15 protein-coding genes and 2 pseudogenes are annotated in these 16,270 nt (G+C 69.3%); 12 read left to right on the top strand and 5 right to left on the bottom strand.

Annotated elements, in window-relative coordinates:
* On the bottom strand, nt 1-96 hold a 96-nt coding region (locus VGD32_RS03665), incomplete at its 3' end, for a large ribosomal subunit protein bL21 (protein ID WP_331030545.1).
* A 300-nt stretch (nt 97-396) separates the two neighbouring features.
* Between VGD32_RS03665 and VGD32_RS03660 the strand changes: the two genes are divergently transcribed.
* The 3 genes from VGD32_RS03660 (at nt 397) to VGD32_RS03650 (ending at nt 3,996) form a co-directional block, all read left to right on the top strand.
* Entirely contained in the window at nt 397-2,310 is a 1,914-nt protein-coding gene (locus tag VGD32_RS03660; protein ID WP_331030544.1) for a calcium-binding protein, read from the top strand.
* 68 nt (nt 2,311-2,378) lie between these two features.
* The gene (locus VGD32_RS03655) at nt 2,379-3,038 is read left to right on the top strand and encodes a hypothetical protein (RefSeq protein WP_331030543.1); all 660 of its coding nucleotides are present in this window, start codon (nt 2,379-2,381) and stop codon (nt 3,036-3,038) included.
* 10 nt (nt 3,039-3,048) lie between these two features.
* Complete coding sequence (locus VGD32_RS03650) at nt 3,049-3,996, top strand: cation diffusion facilitator family transporter (RefSeq protein ID WP_331030542.1); 948 nt, start codon at nt 3,049-3,051, stop codon at nt 3,994-3,996.
* A 5-nt stretch (nt 3,997-4,001) separates the two neighbouring features.
* Here VGD32_RS03650 and VGD32_RS03645 read toward each other — a convergent pair whose 3' ends face one another.
* Nucleotides 4,002-4,919: a retropepsin-like aspartic protease gene (locus VGD32_RS03645; protein WP_331030541.1), complete on the bottom strand. Its 918-nt coding sequence runs from the start codon at nt 4,917-4,919 to the stop codon at nt 4,002-4,004.
* An 80-nt stretch (nt 4,920-4,999) separates the two neighbouring features.
* On the opposite strand from VGD32_RS03645, the pseudogene VGD32_RS14255 reads away from it, so the two are divergent.
* From VGD32_RS14255 to VGD32_RS03615, 7 genes and pseudogenes are all read left to right on the top strand, one after another.
* A pseudogene (locus tag VGD32_RS14255) lies at nt 5,000-5,575 on the top strand (CobW family GTP-binding protein); the annotation flags it as partial.
* Between the two features lie 30 nt (nt 5,576-5,605).
* Nucleotides 5,606-6,109, top strand: a complete 504-nt coding sequence (locus tag VGD32_RS14250) for a GTP-binding protein (RefSeq protein ID WP_414644331.1) — start codon at nt 5,606-5,608, stop codon at nt 6,107-6,109.
* Nucleotides 6,106-6,321 (top strand): DUF2093 domain-containing protein, encoded by a 216-nt coding sequence (locus tag VGD32_RS03635; protein WP_331030539.1) that lies wholly within the window; start codon nt 6,106-6,108, stop codon nt 6,319-6,321. The genes VGD32_RS14250 and VGD32_RS03635 overlap by 4 nt, the downstream gene beginning before the upstream one ends.
* A gap of 47 nt (nt 6,322-6,368) precedes the next feature.
* Nucleotides 6,369-7,334, top strand: a complete 966-nt coding sequence (locus tag VGD32_RS03630; RefSeq protein ID WP_331030538.1) for a WD40 repeat domain-containing protein — start codon at nt 6,369-6,371, stop codon at nt 7,332-7,334.
* Nucleotides 7,335-7,730: 396 nt separating this feature from the next.
* Nucleotides 7,731-8,438, top strand: coding sequence for a monofunctional biosynthetic peptidoglycan transglycosylase (mtgA, locus tag VGD32_RS03625; RefSeq protein ID WP_331030537.1), 708 nt, complete (start codon nt 7,731-7,733; stop codon nt 8,436-8,438).
* 92 nt (nt 8,439-8,530) lie between these two features.
* Entirely contained in the window at nt 8,531-10,414 is a 1,884-nt protein-coding gene (locus VGD32_RS03620) for a M2 family metallopeptidase (RefSeq protein ID WP_331030536.1), read from the top strand.
* A 137-nt stretch (nt 10,415-10,551) separates the two neighbouring features.
* Nucleotides 10,552-12,438, top strand: a complete 1,887-nt coding sequence (locus tag VGD32_RS03615; RefSeq protein WP_331030535.1) for a ubiquitin-activating E1 FCCH domain-containing protein — start codon at nt 10,552-10,554, stop codon at nt 12,436-12,438.
* A 78-nt stretch (nt 12,439-12,516) separates the two neighbouring features.
* Here the strand turns inward: VGD32_RS03615 and VGD32_RS03610 are convergent, their stop codons facing one another.
* A complete protein-coding gene (locus VGD32_RS03610) occupies nt 12,517-13,482 on the bottom strand; it encodes an isopenicillin N synthase family dioxygenase (protein ID WP_331030534.1) in 966 nt (321 codons plus the stop codon).
* Between the two features lie 187 nt (nt 13,483-13,669).
* On the opposite strand from VGD32_RS03610, the gene VGD32_RS03605 reads away from it, so the two are divergent.
* Nucleotides 13,670-14,338, top strand: coding sequence for an OmpA family protein (locus VGD32_RS03605; RefSeq protein WP_331030533.1), 669 nt, complete (start codon nt 13,670-13,672; stop codon nt 14,336-14,338).
* A 138-nt stretch (nt 14,339-14,476) separates the two neighbouring features.
* Nucleotides 14,477-14,644: a hypothetical protein gene (locus tag VGD32_RS03600; protein WP_331030532.1), complete on the top strand. Its 168-nt coding sequence runs from the start codon at nt 14,477-14,479 to the stop codon at nt 14,642-14,644.
* Here VGD32_RS03600 and VGD32_RS03595 read toward each other — a convergent pair.
* Both VGD32_RS03595 and VGD32_RS03590 read right to left on the bottom strand, forming a co-directional pair.
* The gene (locus VGD32_RS03595) at nt 14,641-15,945 is read right to left on the bottom strand and encodes a UDP-glucose/GDP-mannose dehydrogenase family protein (protein ID WP_331030531.1); all 1,305 of its coding nucleotides are present in this window, start codon (nt 15,943-15,945) and stop codon (nt 14,641-14,643) included. The genes VGD32_RS03600 and VGD32_RS03595 overlap by 4 nt on opposite strands.
* A gap of 183 nt (nt 15,946-16,128) precedes the next feature.
* Nucleotides 16,129-16,270, bottom strand: a pseudogene (locus VGD32_RS03590) (cell envelope biogenesis protein OmpA); the annotation flags it as partial.

Here is a 16,270-nt window from a genome sequence, read left to right as displayed (position 1 = left end):
GTTGGAGCCGGCCTCGCCGTCGAGCTTCTCGACCACGATGACGTCGCCCGGCTGAACCCGGTACTGCTTGCCGCCGGTCTTGATCACCGCGTACATGTTGAAGCCTCAGCGAAACGCAAAAAGAATAAGCCCGACGGGGGTCCCCCTCGGGCGAAGAGCGGCGACATATACGGAACGGGTCCTCCGAGTCAACGCGAAACCCGGCCTTCAGGGCGTTTCCGGCCTTCATCGCAGGTCATCCCCCGCCAATCGGCCCGTCGGCCCCGGCGACCGCCTTTCCCGCTACTGGGGTCGCCGATTGCGGCGGGGGTCCTGCAGGAGTAAGACTTCGGTAACGATGTTTTCCGGACGCGACCGCGCGGCGGCCTCGTCGTTGCTCGCCGAGGGGGGCCGGGGATGGGCGTTCGCACGAGACTAGCGGGCAGGGGGGACGAGACCCCGCTGTTCCTGTCCGTACTCGGGGACGGGGGCGACAACGTGTTGGCCGGCGACGGCGGAGCCGACGTCATCGAGGGCCTTGCCGGTTCCGACACCCTGCGCGGCGGCGGGGGCGACGATCTGCTGGACGGGGGCGACGGAGAGGATGTCGCCGACTACACCTTCGCCGTCTCGGGCGTGGTCGTTCGCCTGTTCGCCGGCCTGACGCTCAGCGACGGCGACGGCGGGGTCGACACGCTGGTCTCGATCGAGAACGTGACGGGTTCGGCCTTCGACGACACCCTGCTGGGCTCGGCCGGGGGCAATGTCCTGAGCGGCGGCGACGGCCAGGACTATCTGATCGGGCTCGGCGGCGCGGACGTCCTGATCGGCGGGACCGGCACGGCCAACCAGCTGCAGGGCGGCCTCGGCGATGACGACTACTACGTCGACGCCAACGACACCCTCGTGGAGTTCGCCGGGGAGGGGCACGACCAGGTCTTCACCAGCCAGTCCCGCCTCGTCCTGGCCGCCAATCTGGAAGACCTCTCCTATACCGGCTCGGGCGCCTTCAGCGGCGTCGGCAATGCGGAAGACAACCTCATCACCGGCAACATCGGCGCCGATGTCCTGTCCGGCGGCGGGGGCGCGGACGGTCTCGACGGCGGCGACGGCGTCGACACGGCCGACTACAGCCGCGCGGCCGCCGGCGTCGTGGCCAGCCTCGCGGGCGGGGGCGCCACGGACGACGGCGACGGTTCGGCCGACACCTTCGCCAGTATCGAGAACCTGCTGGGTTCCGTATGGGACGACGACCTGACCGGCGACGCCGGGGCCAATGTGCTGGACGGGGGCGACGGCTACGACCTCCTGGTCGGCGGCGGCGGCGTGGACGTCCTGCGCGGCGGGCTCGACTATGACATGGCCGACTACAGCGCCGCCGCGGGGGGCGTCGTCGTCAAGCTGAACGTCGGCCTGACCCCGAACGACGGGGACGGCGCCTCGGACCAGCTCGTCAGCATCGAGGATGTCACCGGCAGCGCCTTCGACGACGTCCTCATCGGCGACACCGCCGACAACTATCTGTACGGCGGGTCCGGCCGCGACGTGCTGATCGGCGGCGCGGGCGACGACCTGCTCGAGGGCGGCAACGGCGCGCCCAACCAGCTCCAGGGCGGCCTCGGCGACGACCGCTACTATGTCGAGGCCAACGACACCCTCGTCGAATTCGCCGACGAGGGCTACGACAGCGTGGCCACCACCCTGAACAGCTACACCCTGCGCTCCAATTTCGAGGAACTGGGCTTCGACGGCGTCGGCAATTTCGTCGGCGTCGGCAACGCCGGGGACAATGTCATCGTCGGCGGCGACGGGGACGACATCCTGACCGGCGGCCTTGGCGACGACTTCCTCGTCGGGACCAGCGGCTGCGGCTGCGGCGGCGGAGGGAACGACACCGTCGTCCTGGCCGGCGTCTTCGAGGACTATCTGATCGAGGATCTGGGCGGCGGGATCTGGGGGGTCACCGACAGCGTCGCCGGCCGCGACGGCGCCGATCTGCTGGTCGATATCGACCAGCTTCGCTTTTCCGACGGCTCGACGTTCGAGCTGGTCCCGGCCCCCGCGCCCGTCGTTCCCGTCAAGGACGTCGACGCGGCCCTGGTCCTGCCCGGCCTGCCGGACGACGATTTCGTCCTGGCGAAGGACGCGGAGACCCCGCTGGTCCTGCCGGGCGTCGGGTCCGACGACGAGGACCTCGGGGCGACGCCGGGCGGCCTGCGCGGCGGAGAGGCCCTGCCCGACCATATGCTGACGCTGGATCGCGACGGCTTCCTGATCGGCGGCACGGACGACCTGGGCCGTCTGCACGACCACGACGGCTGGCTGTTCTGACCCGGCCGCCGCGGGAAATCGCCCCGCACCCCTCGACTGTTATAAAGTAACACGCTACAGAGGCGTCGATGACGCCGCCCGATCTCGACCAGACCGTCCTGCTGTCCCTGCTGGGCGCCGGCTTCGCCACCGCCTTCCTGCACGCGGCCCTGCCCACGCACTGGCTGCCGTTCGTCCTCGTCGGCCGGGCCCAGCGCTGGAGCCTGCCCCGGGTGCTCGCCGCCGTGGCGACGGCCGGGCTCGCCCACATCGCCACGACCGCCTTCGTGGGCGGGCTGATCGTGCTCGCGGGGCTGGCGCTCGATCAGTGGGTCGCCGGCCTGCTGCCCTACCTGTCGGCGACGCTGCTGCTGGCCTTCGGGGGCTTCTACCTGCTGCGCGCGGCGATCCGCGGCCCGCAGACGGCCGCCGGTCCGCAGCTGGACATGCCCGAGCCCGCCGTCTCCCACACCGCCGCCTTCCTCGGGCTGGTGGTGGTGATGGCGATCTCCCCCGGCGAGGTGCTGCTGCCCTTCTACCTGAACCAGGCGCAGGAAGGGCTCCCGGTCCTCGGCGCCCTGACCGCGGCCTTCGCGGCCGGGACCGTCGCCGGCATGGCCCTGTTCACCCTTCTGGCCCGCGCCGGCTGGTCGGTGCTGCGGCTGGAGCGCTGGGCCCGCTACGAAGGCGCGGTGCTGGGACTGGCCCTGATCGCGATCGGCCTTCTCGTCGTCCTCTATCAGCCCTAAAGCTCTGCGGATGGCGTCCCCCCACGGCCACACCCACGACGACCACGGCCACGATCACGCCGGCCACGGTCCTGCGCACGGCCACCATCACCACGGTCCGGTCGACACCGGCGACTGGCGCTACGCGGTCGGCCTGATCGTCAACCTCGCCTTCGTCGGCATCGAGTTCGGCGCCGGGGTCTACAGCGGCTCGACCGCCCTGCTGGCGGACGCGGGCCACAACCTGTCGGATGTGCTCGGCCTGGCCATGGCCGGCGGCGCGGCCTGGCTGGCCCGCCGGGCGGCGGGGCCCGGAAAGACCTACGGTTACGGCAAGGCGACGGTGCTGGCCGCGCTCGCCAACGCCCTGCTGCTCATCTTCGCCTGCGGCGCCATCGCCATCGAGGCGGTGCGGCGCCTCGCCGAGCCGGCGCCGGTGATGTCGGGCCTGATCATGGCGGTGGCCGGCGTCGGTTTCGTCATAAATCTGGGGACGGCCCTGCTGTTCATGCGCGATCAGCATTCGGACCTGAACGCCCGGGGCGCCTACCTGCACATGATGGCCGATGCGGCGGTGTCGATCGGCGTGGTCCTCGCCGGTGCGGCGATCCTGTTCACCGGCTGGTCCATCATCGATCCCCTGGTCAGCCTGGCGATCGTCGGCGTCATCCTGTGGGGGACCTGGGGCCTGCTCAGGGACTCGGTCAACCTGGCCCTCGACGCGGCCCCGCGCGGCGTGGACGTCGAGGCGGTCCGCGGCGCTCTCGCCGGTCTGCCGGGGGTCACCGCCGTGCACGACCTCCACGTCTGGGGCCTGTCGACCACGGCGACGGCCCTGACGGCGCACCTGTGCCACGATCGCGGCGACGGCGCCGCCCTGCTGGGCGAGGCCCAGACCGTGCTGCGCGCCCGCTTCGGCATCAGCCACTCGACGCTTCAGCTGGAAGCGGAACCCCTGCCGGACTGCCCGGCCTGCTGACCGGTTCAGTCGGCCGGCGGAAGGGTCAGGCGGCGGCCCGGATAGTCGATCGTCACCAGCCCTTGCGACCAGAACAGGGCGTTGCCGACGAAACCCACCGCCTCGGGGCGGGCGAAATAGCCCTGCGCCGGCTGCACGATCAGGCGCGGCTCGTCCCACGCCAGCGGCCCGATCTCCAGCCGTTCGCCCGCATGGACCGGCAGGCTCACCTGACCGCCCGTCCCGCTGCCGCCAAGGGTCGCGATCGGGGCCGCCTCCGGCCGGTCGCCGCGCACCTGGGCCCACTGGCCCTGGCTGAGGTTGATCCACACGTGCGGATCCTCGAACAGCCCGGCCCCGGAGTCGTAGCGCAGCGGCAGGGCCTCTCCGTCGATGACCGCATCCACCCGCAGTATGCCGTTGTCGTCGTGCGTGGCGATCGTGCGCCCGCAGGCGGCGGCCCGGGCGCTCGTCTCCGACGGCGGGGCGACCGCGATCCGCCCGCGGGCGAAGTCGAGGGTGACGACCAGTCCGGCCAGGGCGTCCGAGCCCAGAATGCCTGCCGCCGGCTCGCCGCCCGGCCCCTGAAGTCCGCTGAGGTCCGAGGTCGTCGGCTCGATCGCGGGCAGGACCAGTCCGCCCAGCCTCAGGTCCTCCACCCGGGTCCCGCCGGCCTCGATCACGCCGGCCGTCCCTTCGACCCGGCTGCCCGCCAGCACCGGCAGCCCCGCCCGCGCGGCGAAACCGGCGTCCAGCGCCGAGCGGTTCGCGCCGGTGTCGAGCAGCAGCCAGACCGGCTCCCCCTCGGCGCCGATCCGGGCGCGGACGAAGCCGACATGGGCGGAATAGCCGGACTCGACGACGTTGGCGGTGCGCAGGGTTTGGAAGGCGGTCTCGCACGCCGGGTCGGCGGCCAGCAGGGACAGAACGAGGCTTGTCAGCATGGGATCTCCGCCAGGAAGCGCGGACTTCAGCCCCGCTTCGCTCTGTCCGCAAGTCAAGTCTCTTTCATCTCGCGCCCCGTCTGACTATCTCAGCCGGCGAAAGGCCTTCCATGACAGACAAGATCCCCGTCACCGTGCTCACCGGCTACCTCGGCGCCGGCAAGACAACCCTGCTGAACCGCATCCTCACCGAGGACCACGGCAAGCGCTACGCCGTCATCGTCAACGAGTTCGGCGAGATCGGCATCGACAACGACCTGGTGGTCGGCGCCGACGAGGACGTGTTCGAGATGAACAACGGCTGCGTCTGCTGCACGGTGCGCGGCGACCTGATCCGCGTCGTCTCCGGCCTGATGAAGCGCCAGCGCCCGGGCAAGCCCGCCTTCGACGCCATCATCGTCGAGACGACCGGCCTCGCCGATCCCGGCCCGGTGGCCCAGACCTTCTTCGTCGACGAGGACGTCAAGGCCAGGACGCAGCTCGACAGCGTCACCGCCCTGGTCGACGCCAGACACGTCATGGCCCGGCTGGACGACAGCAAGGAAGCCCGCGAGCAGGTGGCCTTCGCCGACCGCATCATCCTCAACAAGGTCGATCTGGCTTCGGAAGCCGAACTGGCCGAGGTCGAGCGCCGCCTGCGCAAGCTCAATCCGCTGGCCCCCATCACCCGCGCCGAACGCGCCAATGTGCCGCTCGACCAGGTGCTGGGCCTCGGCGGCTTCGACCTCGAGCGGATCCTCGACATCAATCCCGAGTTCGCCAACCCCGCCCACGGCGAGGAAGGCCACGTCCACGACGAGCACTGCGGCCACGATCACGACCACCATGATCACGACCACGCCCACGCCCATGAGCACGAACACGCCCACGGCGCGCGCGGCCATGCACACGAGGACGACATCAAGGGCGTGTCCCTGTCGCTGGACCGGCCGATGGACGGCGCCAAATTCACCGCCTGGCTCGATCGGCTGCTGGGCGAGCAGGGTCAGAACATCCTGCGCGCCAAGGGCATCATCGACGTCGCCGGCGAGGACCGCCGCCTCGTCTTCCAGGCCGTGCACATGATCCTCGAGGGCGAACTGCAGAAGCCGTGGGGCGCCATCGAGCGCCGCTGGTCGCGCGCGGTCTTCATTGGTCGCGATCTCGACGAGGCGGAACTGCGCAAGGGCTTCGAGGCCTGCGCCGCATGACCGGGCCGGCCGATCCCGCCCGGGAGGCTGTGCTGCGCTACGGGCGGGCGGATTTCGACGTCCTGCAGGGCGGCGACCATGTGCGCTGCGCGGTCTCGGGCAAGCCGATCCCGCTGGACCGCCTGACCTACTGGAGCGCAGAGCTGCAGGAGGCCTACGCCAGTCCCGAACTGATGACCCGGCGCTGGGTCGAGACCCACCCTCGCGCCTGATCCGCGCCCGGCGTTGACGCGGCGCCCCCGGCCTCTAAACGGACCTCATGAAGACCAACACCTTCGACGCCCAGGTCACCGCCGCCCTGTTTGACCAAACCAGCGCCGTCTTCGCCCTCGGCGACGGCTCGGTGCGCTTCGAAGGCGGCGAGTTCAGCGCCGCCCATGACGGGGCCGTCCTGTGCGCCGCCGTTCATCCGTCGGGCGACGGCGTGGTCACCGGCGGCGACGACGGCCGGGTGATCTGGCACCGGCGCGGCGAGGCCGGCGTGCTGGCGACGGCCAAAGGCCAGTGGATCGACGCCGTCGACGCCTCGGCCGAGAGCGGCCTGATCGCCTTCTCGGCCGGCAGGACCCTGTCGGTGATCGACGCGAAGGACGCGGGCTTCCGCCGCGACTTCGTCCATGAGCGCACCGTCTCGGGCGTCGCCTTCGAGCCGAAGGGTCGCCGCATCGCCACCTCGACCTACGGCGGCGCGGCCCTGTGGTTCGCGCGCATCGCCGACCAGAAGCCGACCTTCCTCAAATGGGCCGGGTCCCACACCGGCGTGACCTGGTCGCCCGACGGCGCCTTCGTCGTCACCGCCATGCAGGACAACCAGCTGCACGGCTGGCGCATCAAGGACCAGAAGAACCTGCGCATGGGCGGCTATCCGTCCAAGGTCCGCTCGATGAGTTTCCTCTCCAACGGCCAGCTGCTGGCGACCTCCGGCGCCCAGGGCGCGGTGCTGTGGCCCTTTATCGGCTCGAACGGCCCGATGGGGCGCGAGGCCACCGAGATCGGCTTCGACGAGGGCAGCCTCGTCGCCCTGGTGGCGTCGCAGCCGAAGCATCCGGTCATCGCCGCCGGCCTCAACGACGGCCGCGTCTGGCTGGCCCACCCGGCCGGGCAGGGGCTCAATTTTCTCAAGGCCGGGAAGGGCGCGCCGGTCACCGCCCTCGCCATGAGTCCCGACGCCCGCCGTGTCGCCTGGGCGGACGAGGACGGCCAGGCCGGAGTGGCTGACGTCTGAGGACGCGGACGCTGTGCTGGCGATCGGGGGAATTATAGTCTGGTAGCGAGCGGAATATGCCGCCTTTTCAGAGACATCGCCTTTTCTCGACCCTCTCTGCCCGCCTGACATGGGAACGGCCCCATACTGGTCGCCACGTCCTTCGCCGGACGCAGGGTCTTTGACAATTTGAACTCCCACCGCTCCGCTACAGGAGCCGCGGAGACGTCCGGGCGAGACCGCCAGGCCGTTGAACGCCACCCGGGGCCGAAGTCGACCCTGCCGACTCTGCCCCCCGAATTTCCGCCAACCCGGCGCCGACTCCGCCGAGTCTGCCACAGCGATTTTTTTTGATCCCCCGGACTCCTCGCCCCCGACCTCTTGCCCCCGGCCACGCTTCCGCTCCACCTTCGCGGAATGGCGAAGCAGGCCCCGATCAAGAAACGCCGACCGTTCCTTGCGGTCGTGCTGGTCCTCACGGGCCTGCTCCTGACCTCCGTCGCCGTCCTTCGTCTGGTCCCTCCGCCGACGACATTCCTGATGGTGACCCGCGTGCTGGAAGGGGAGGGGCTGGCCTACCGCTGGCGCTCGCTGGACCACATTTCGCCGCGGCTGGTCGAGGCGGTGATCGCCTCCGAGGACTCGACCTTCTGCGCCCACCACGGCTTCGACATGAAGGCCATCGAGAAGGCGCTGAAGGCCAACGCCCGGGCCGAAAAGCGCGGCGGCAAGCGCATTCGGGGCGGGTCGACGATCAGCCAGCAGACCGCCAAGAACGTCTTCCTCTGGCCCGGACGCGACTGGGTCCGGAAGGGGCTGGAGGCCGGCTACACCGTCCTGATCGAGACGCTGTGGGGCAAGCGCCGGGTCATGGAGATCTATCTCAACGTCGCGGAATGGGCTCCCGGCGTCTACGGCGCCGAGGCGGCGGCGCGGCACTGGTTCGGCAAGTCGGCGGCTGACCTCAGCCCGCGCGAGGCGGCGCGGCTGGCCGCCATTCTTCCGTCGCCCCGGCGCTACAATGCCTCCTCGCCCGGCCCCTACGTCCGCCGCCGGGCTTCGCGGGTGCTGGCCGCCATGGGCACGGTGCGCAACGACGGCCTCGCCGCCTGCGTGCTCGGCTGAACGGCGCAGCTTGACCTGACGGCTCCGCTGGCCTCCCTTGCGCGCCGACAGGGCGGACCAACCGCTCGCCGCGAAACGCCCGGGAGACCTCCATGAAACGCACCCTGATGACGGCCGCCGCCGCCTGCGCCCTGACCCTCGGCATGGCCGGTTGCGCCAGCTATGGAATGGACGGAAGCGCCGCCGACGCCGCGGCCGAGCAGCAGGCCGGCGAGCTGGAGGCCGCCGCCGCAGGGGCTCCCGCGACGCCTGAGGCCGCCATCGCCTTCGTCGCCGACGCCGAGACCCGACTGGCCGCCCTCAGCGAGGAGGCCGCCCGCATCCAGTGGACCCGCGCCACCAACATCACCCACGACACCATGTGGCTGGAGAGCCGGATCAACGCCGAATACACCGAGCTGCAGGTCGAGCTGGCCAACGGCGCGGCCCGCTTCAACGACGTCGAGGTCCCGGCCGACGTCCGCCGCAAGCTGAACCTGCTGCGCCTCGGCATCGTGCTGCCCGCCCCGAACCGCCCCGGCGCGGCGGGCGAGCTGGCCGACATCACCACCCGCCTCGATTCGACCTACGCCACCGGCAAGTTCGAGTTCAAGGGCCGCCAGATCACCCTCGACGAGGCCACCGTCCTGATGGCCGAGTCGCGCGATCCGGCCGAGCTCAAGGCGCTCTACGAGGGCTGGCGGACCATCTCGCCGGTGATGGCGGCGGACTACGCCCGCATGGTCGAGATCGCCAACGAGGGCTCGCGCGAGCTCGGCTTCGCCGACACCGGGGCGATGTGGCGCGCCGGCTACGACATGGACCCGGACGCCTTCGCCGCCGAGACCGACCGCCTGTGGGAACAGGTGAAGCCCTTCTACGAGAACCTGCACTGCTACGTGCGCGACCGGCTCAATGCGAAATACGGCGATGCGGTCCAGCCCGACACGGGCCCGATCCGCGCCGACCTGCTCGGCAACATGTGGTCGCAGCAGTGGGGCAATATCTACGACGTGGTGGCCCCCACCTCGGGCGGCGAGTCCAGCTACGACCTGACCCAACTGCTGGTCGGCAAGGGCTACGACGCCGAAAAGATGGTCCGCACCGGCGAGAATTTCTACGTCTCGATGGGTCTCGACCCGTTGCCCCAGACCTTCTGGGAGCGGTCGATGATCACCCGCCCCGAGGGCCGCGAGGTGGTCTGCCACGCCTCGGCCTGGGACCTCGACAACCTCGAGGACATCCGCATCAAGATGTGCACTCAGGTCAACGGCGACGACTTCTACACCGTCCACCACGAGCTCGGGCACAACTACTACCAGCGCGCCTACAAGGATCAGCCGTTCCTCTTCAAGAACGGGGCGAACGACGGCTTCCACGAGGCGATCGGCGACTTCGTCGGCCTTTCGGCCCTGACGCCGACCTATCTGAACCAGATCGGCCTGCTGGACCGCGTCCCGGGCGAGGAGGAGGACATTCCCTTCCTGCTCAAGATGGCGCTCGACAAGATCGCCTTCCTGCCGTTCGGCCTCATGGTCGACCGCTGGCGCTGGGGCGTGTTCAACGGCGAGACCACGCCGGCCGAATACAATGACGCCTGGACCGCCAACATGCTGCGCTACCAGGGCCTGACGCCGCCCGGACCGCGGCCGGAGAACGCCTTCGATCCGGGCGCCAAATACCACATCCCCGGCAACACCCCGTACACCCGCTACTTCCTGGCCCACATCTACCAGTTCCAGTTCCACAAGGCGGCCTGCGAACAGGCCGGCTGGACCGGCCCGCTGCATCGCTGCTCGATCTACGGAAACAAGGAAGTCGGCGAGCGCTTCAACGCCATGATGGAGATGGGCCAGTCGCGCCCGTGGCCCGAGGCGATGCAGGCCTTCACCGGCCAGCGCGAGAACGACGCCTCGGCCATCGCGGACTATTTCGCGCCCCTGAACGTCTGGCTGACGGAGCAGAACCGCGGCAAGGCCTGCGGCTGGGAGGCCTGACGCCGGGACTGGCGTTGGCGGGGCTCCGGTTTCGTTAACTTTCGCTGTTGACGCTTCTCTTAACCGGCTTGCGCCACAGTCCGCCGGATTGACCGTGGGCGGCGTGCGCCCGCGGCGCGATGGCGGCTGGAACGGCGATGGGGCTGAAGACCTGGATTGACGGCGTATACGGCGGCGCGCGGAGCCTCGCCCGGCGGCTGGCCGGGGACGTGCGCGGCAACGTCGCCATGCTGTTCGGCCTCAGCCTGCCGGTGCTCATCCTGATGACCTTCGGCGGCGTCGACATCCACCGGATGTCGACCGTCAAGGTCAATCTGCAGGACGCGCTCGACGCCGCAGCCCTGGCCGCGGCCCGCTCGCCGTATACGGAGGACGCCGATCTGCAGCGGGTCGGCCTCGCCGCCCTGAAGGCCAATCTGCAGGCCTATCCGAACGTCACGCTCGAGGAAGACCAGACCAGCTTCACCCTCAGCGACGAGGACGTGATCATCGCCGACGCCCGGGTGCAGGTGAAGACCCTCGTCGCCAACATCTTCCTGCCGCCCTACGGCCAGCTGATGGACGACTATCTGCCGGTAGGCAGCCATTCCGAGGTCGACCGCTCGTCCCGCAACATCGAGGTCGCCCTGGTGCTCGACATTACCGGCTCGATGGCCGGCGAGCGGATCGCCGCCCTGATCGAGGCGGCCAAGGACCTGGTCAATCTGGTCGTCCAGGATGTTCAGACGCCCTACTATTCCAAGATCGCGCTCGTGCCCTGGTCGAACTCGGTCAATCCGGGCAGCGCCTACCTGACCCAGGTCCGGGGGCCCGTGACCGGCTCGGTCAACATCACCAATGCGGCCATCAATCTGACCGGCACGCAGATAACCATCTCCGGCGCCACCCGCGCGCGCCCCGTGGTCATCACGACGGCGACCAACCATGGCTTCCTGAACGGGGACATCGTCTGGATCACCAACGCCGCGGGCATGACCCAGCTCAACAACAAGCCCTACGTCGTCACCAACAAGACCAATACGACCTTCGAGCTGTACACCATGGCCGGAAGTCGCGTGGATGGCCGCAGCTACAACTCGTACACGGGCAATGGCCGGGTCCAGAAATGCCAGAACAACGACTGCTCGATCACGATCACCGCGGCGAACCATGGCCTGCTGAACAATCAGTACGTCCGCATCACGGACGTGAACGGCATGACGCAGATCAACAACAAGACCTACATCGTCGGGAACGTCACAACCAACTCCTATACCATTGACCCGGACGACGGCTCGACGATCAGCCCCTATACCTCGGGCGGCCGGTCGTGGTGCGCCCAGGCGGGCTGCACGTGGTTCGCGTTCGAAAACGTCTACGGCGACCTGGTCGCCAACCGGATCAGTTCCTGCGTCACCGAGCGAACGGGAGCCCAGGCATGGACCGAGGCGTCGGCGTCGGGAGCCTCGTCCTGGGTCGGCCGGCACTATCCCGACACCAGCGGCGGCTGCCTCAGCAACGTGGTGCTCCCCCTGACGAGCAGCAAATCCGCCCTGACGACCGCAATCGACAATTTCAACGTCTCCGGCACGACGGCCGGCCAGATCGGCATCGGCTGGGGCTGGTACACGCTGTCGCCCACCTTCAGCTCGATGTGGTCGTCCGGAACCGCCTCCGCCTACGACACGTCGGAAACCCTGAAGGCCATGGTCATCATGACCGACGGTGAGTTCAATACCGCCTACTGCCAGGCCGTTCCGGACATGTACACGGGCTCGACGAGCGGCACCTACCGCAACAACTGCGCGGCCGACAACGGCGACGCCTTCGCGCAGAGCCGGACGCTCTGCGACGCCATCAAGGCCAGAGGCATCCTGGTCTACACGGTCGGGTTCCAGATCTCGGCCACCGGCGAGGCCGCCAGCGTGCTGTCCTATTGCGCCAGCACGCCGACCAATTTCCACATCGCCGCCAGCGCCGGCGACCTGTCGGACGCCTTCGCCGCCATCGGCAGGGACATCACCCAGCTGCGCATCTCGAAATAGCGAAGGGCGCGGAGGCCATCGACCCCGCGCCCTTCTGACCTGCACCAGGGCCGCGCCGCGCGCGGGCCAATCGCATCTTCAGATCAGGCGGATTTCCTTCAGACGCTCGGTCAGGAAATCCTCGGCCATGATCGCCTTGCCGGCGTAGCGGTCCGGGTTCTCCTCCGAGATCATGCTCGGCAGGGTCTCGATCACGAAGTCCGGATTGAAGTGCAGGAAGAACGGCGTCGAATAGCGGGCGAAGCCGCGCCGCTCGGGGGCCGGATTGACCACGCGATGCGTCGTCGACGGCAGGACGTGGTTGGTCAGCCGCTGCAGCATGTCGCCGATGTTGACCACCAGGGCGTTCGGCGGCGGCGCGATATCCAGCCATTCGCCGTCGGCGTCCTTCAGCTGCAGGCCGGCCTCCTCGGCGCCCAGCAGCAGGGTGATGACGTTGATGTCCTCATGGGCCCCGGCGCGCACGCCCGGCGCGTCCGCCGGCACCGGCGGGTAGTGCAGCATGCGCAGGATGCTGTTGCCCAGCTCGACCTTGTCCTCGAAGAAGTCGTCGCCGAGCTCCAGATAGCGGGCGATGGCGCGCAGGATCTTGCGGCCCAGCTGGTCCATGGCCGTGAACATCCCGTACAGGTGCTCGCGGAAGCCTTCGACCTCGGTCGGCCAGACGTTGTCGCGCATGTACTTCCGGTAGGGGTGACCCTCGGGCAGTTCCCGCCCGACGTGCCAGAATTCCTTCAGGTCCACGGTCGCCGCGCCCTTGGCGGCCTCGACGCCGAACGGGGTCAGTCCGCGTGCCCCGCCGGTGCCCGGCTGGTGGTATTGGCGCTTCACCACCTCTGGCAGGGCGAAGAAGGCCTTGGCGTCGTCCAGCGCGGACTCGATCACCGTCTCGTCCAGCCCGTGATCGGCGATGACCGCGAAGCCGTAGCGCTTGAAGGACGTGCCCAGCTTGTCGGCGAAGGCCTGGAAGTCGGTGTCGTAAAGCTTCATCGACACCGGCTCGATGGAGCGGCGCGCGGCGGTGGAGCTCAGGCTGTCAGCCATGGCGGAACCTCAAAACTACATTCGGGCGTTTCCATACGCCCTGCGAGCCGATCTTGGCAAAGCAAGGGCGCCGGCGCCTTGCCCGAGATCAAGGCGCCCCCGCCGGTCGTTCACCAGAGGTACAGGCGGGAACCTTGACCGTAAGCCCGCGTTCCGCCGTCAACCAGAAACTGGAAGGACTTTTCCCATGCGCGTCAAACTCCTCGTCACCGGCGTCAGCATCGCCGCCCTGCTCGGCGCCTGCACGACCACCGACCCCTACAGCTCGACGCCGCGCCGCAACAACACCGGCACCGGGGCCATCGCCGGCGCCATCGGCGGGGCCGTGCTGGGCTATCTGACCAACACCTCCAACTCGGAGGAAGGCCGCAAGAACGCCCTGATCGGGGCCGGCATCGGCGCGCTCGGGGGCGCGGCCGTCGGCGCCTATATGGATCGCCAGCAGCGCGAGCTGGAGGCCCAGCTCTCGGGCAGCGGCGTCGGCGTGGCGCGTCAGGGAGACAACCTGGTGCTGCGCATGCCCTCCGACGTGACCTTCGCCTCCAACCAGTCGTCGATCAATCCGGGCTTCTACGCCACCCTTGACGACGTCGCCGCGGTCCTCAACCGCTACGACCAGTCGATCGTCGACATCATCGGCCACGCCGACTCCGACGGCGCCGAGGACTACAATCTTAACCTGTCACGCCAGCGGGCCTCGTCGGTGGCCCAGTATCTGGTCAGCCGCAACGTCCTGGCCGATCGCCGGTATGTCGACGGTCGCGGCGAAACCCAGCCGGTGGCCACCAACGCCACCGCCGAGGGCAAGGCGCAGAACCGCCGGGTGGAGATCCTTATCCGTCCGTTCCGCGGCTAGACTTCAGCGGCGAGCGCTCACGGCGCAAAAGGCGGAGCTTCGGCTCCGCCTTTGTTGTGGCCGGACACCGTTCCGTGACTTGCCGCCGCGCGGCGCAGGTGCTGGATAACAAACGTTGTTTCGACTCGGGGGAAACGCGTGCGTCCGGACCATGAAATCACCGATGGCGTCAGGCTGGGCGCGATCGCGGTCGTATCCGCGGTGCTGACGGCGATGCTCGTGATCGGCGCCGGGCGCTCCCTGCTCCCGCAGCCGGACGCCCGGGCCGCCGAACCGCCGGCGCTGCTCCGCGCGTCCCTGCCCTAGGCGCGTCCGATCGAGGCGTAGCGGAAGCCGCGCGCCCGCATGTCCTCGGGCCGGTAGACGTTGCGCAGATCGACCATCACCGGCTGGCGCAGCAGGCCCTTGACCCGGTTCAGGTCCAGCGCCCGGAACTGATCCCACTCGGTCAGGATGACGACCACGTCCGCCCCCTCGACGGCGTCATAGGGGCCGTCCTTGAACACCACGCCCGGCAGCAGGTGGGCCGCTTCGGCCATGCCTTCGGGGTCGAAGGCCTGGACGGTCGCCCCCATGGCGATGAGGGCCGGCGCCACCTCCAGCGAGGGGGCATCGCGCATGTCGTCGGTGTTGGGCTTGAAGGTCAGACCCAGCAGGGCGACGGTCTTGCCGGCGAGGTCGCCGTCCAGCGCCGCGGCCACCTTTCCCGCCATCGCCTTCTTGCGGGCGTCATTGACCTCGACCGTCGTCTCGATCAGCCGGACCGGCGACCCCGCATCGACCGCCGTGCGCACCAGGGCGATGGTGTCCTTGGGGAAGCAGGAACCGCCGTAGCCGGGCCCCGCGTGCAGAAATTTCGAGCCGATCCGGTTGTCCAGGCCGATACCGCGAGCGACCTGCTGCACGTCCGCCCCGACCTTCTCGCACAGGTCGGCCATCTCGTTGATGAAGGTGATCTTCATGGCCAAAAAGGCGTTGGCCGCATATTTGATCAGCTCCGAGGTTCGCCGGCCGGTGAACAGGATCGGCGTTTCGTTCAGGTTCAGCGGGCGGTAGAGCTCGCGCATCACGGCCTGGGCTCGTTCGTCCTCGGCGCCGACCACGATGCGGTCCGGCCGCTTGAAGTCCTCGATGGCCGCGCCCTCGCGCAGGAACTCCGGGTTGGAGACCACGGCGAAGTCGGCGTCGGGGCGGCGGGCGCGGATGATGGCCTCGATCTCGTCGCCGGTGCCGACCGGCACGGTCGATTTGGTGACGACGACGGTGAAGCCCTCGATCAGGCCGGCGATCTCCTCGGCGGCGGCGTGGACATAGGACAGGTCGGCATGGCCGTCGCCGCGGCGCGACGGGGTGCCCACGGCGATGAACACCGCGTCGGCGGTGCGGATCGCCTCGGCGCCGTCCAGGGCGAAGGACAGCCGCCCGTCGCGCACGTTGGCGGCGACCAGATCGTCCAGCCCCGGCTCGAAGATCGGAATCTCACCCCGCTCCAGCCGTTCGATCTTGGACGGATCCTTGTCGACGCAGGTCACCTCGTGGCCGAAGTCGGCGAAACAGGCCCCTGAGACCAGGCCCACATAGCCGGTTCCAATCATTGCGACGCGCATGCGGGTTCGCCCCTTTCGACAGTGGCCGGGAGATAGCGGGCGGGCCGGACTTTGACCACCCCGCCCCGCCCGCGGCCCTCGCCAAAGCAAAACCGCCGGCCCCGTGAGGGACCGGCGGCTCTGTCTTTTCCGTGCCGCCCCGCCCCGGCCCGAAGGCCGGAGGCGGCGCCGACGTCAACTCTTTTAGAAGTTGATGCCGATGGTGGCGCGGCGGTTGAGGGGCTCGCGAACGCCGTCGGCGGTCGGGCGGGCCAGTTGGGTTTCGCCCTTGCCGTCGAGCGAGATGACGCCGCCGTTGACGCCCTGGGCGACCAGCGCGTCCGCA

The sequence above is a fragment of the Brevundimonas sp. genome, assembly GCF_036402095.1.
Classification (GTDB): domain Bacteria; phylum Pseudomonadota; class Alphaproteobacteria; order Caulobacterales; family Caulobacteraceae; genus Brevundimonas.
Note: the sequence above shows the minus strand (reverse complement) of the source record. Positions and strands in the feature narration are given on the sequence as shown.

What these genes read in the sequence shown, in the direction of transcription:
- VGD32_RS03660 (WP_331030544.1), top strand. Translation starts at nt 397, where the DNA reads ATGGGCGTTCGCACGAGACTAGCGGGCAGGGGGGACGAGACCCCGCTG.
- VGD32_RS03655 (WP_331030543.1), top strand. Translation starts at nt 2,379, where the DNA reads ATGACGCCGCCCGATCTCGACCAGACCGTCCTGCTGTCCCTGCTGGGC.
- VGD32_RS03650 (WP_331030542.1), top strand. Translation starts at nt 3,049, where the DNA reads ATGGCGTCCCCCCACGGCCACACCCACGACGACCACGGCCACGATCAC.
- VGD32_RS03645 (WP_331030541.1), bottom strand. Translation starts at nt 4,919, where the DNA reads ATGCTGACAAGCCTCGTTCTGTCCCTGCTGGCCGCCGACCCGGCGTGC.
- VGD32_RS03635 (WP_331030539.1), top strand. Translation starts at nt 6,106, where the DNA reads ATGACCGGGCCGGCCGATCCCGCCCGGGAGGCTGTGCTGCGCTACGGG.
- VGD32_RS03630 (WP_331030538.1), top strand. Translation starts at nt 6,369, where the DNA reads ATGAAGACCAACACCTTCGACGCCCAGGTCACCGCCGCCCTGTTTGAC.
- mtgA (WP_331030537.1), top strand. Translation starts at nt 7,731, where the DNA reads ATGGCGAAGCAGGCCCCGATCAAGAAACGCCGACCGTTCCTTGCGGTC.
- VGD32_RS03620 (WP_331030536.1), top strand. Translation starts at nt 8,531, where the DNA reads ATGAAACGCACCCTGATGACGGCCGCCGCCGCCTGCGCCCTGACCCTC.
- VGD32_RS03615 (WP_331030535.1), top strand. Translation starts at nt 10,552, where the DNA reads ATGGGGCTGAAGACCTGGATTGACGGCGTATACGGCGGCGCGCGGAGC.
- VGD32_RS03610 (WP_331030534.1), bottom strand. Translation starts at nt 13,482, where the DNA reads ATGGCTGACAGCCTGAGCTCCACCGCCGCGCGCCGCTCCATCGAGCCG.
- VGD32_RS03605 (WP_331030533.1), top strand. Translation starts at nt 13,670, where the DNA reads ATGCGCGTCAAACTCCTCGTCACCGGCGTCAGCATCGCCGCCCTGCTC.
- VGD32_RS03595 (WP_331030531.1), bottom strand. Translation starts at nt 15,945, where the DNA reads ATGCGCGTCGCAATGATTGGAACCGGCTATGTGGGCCTGGTCTCAGGG.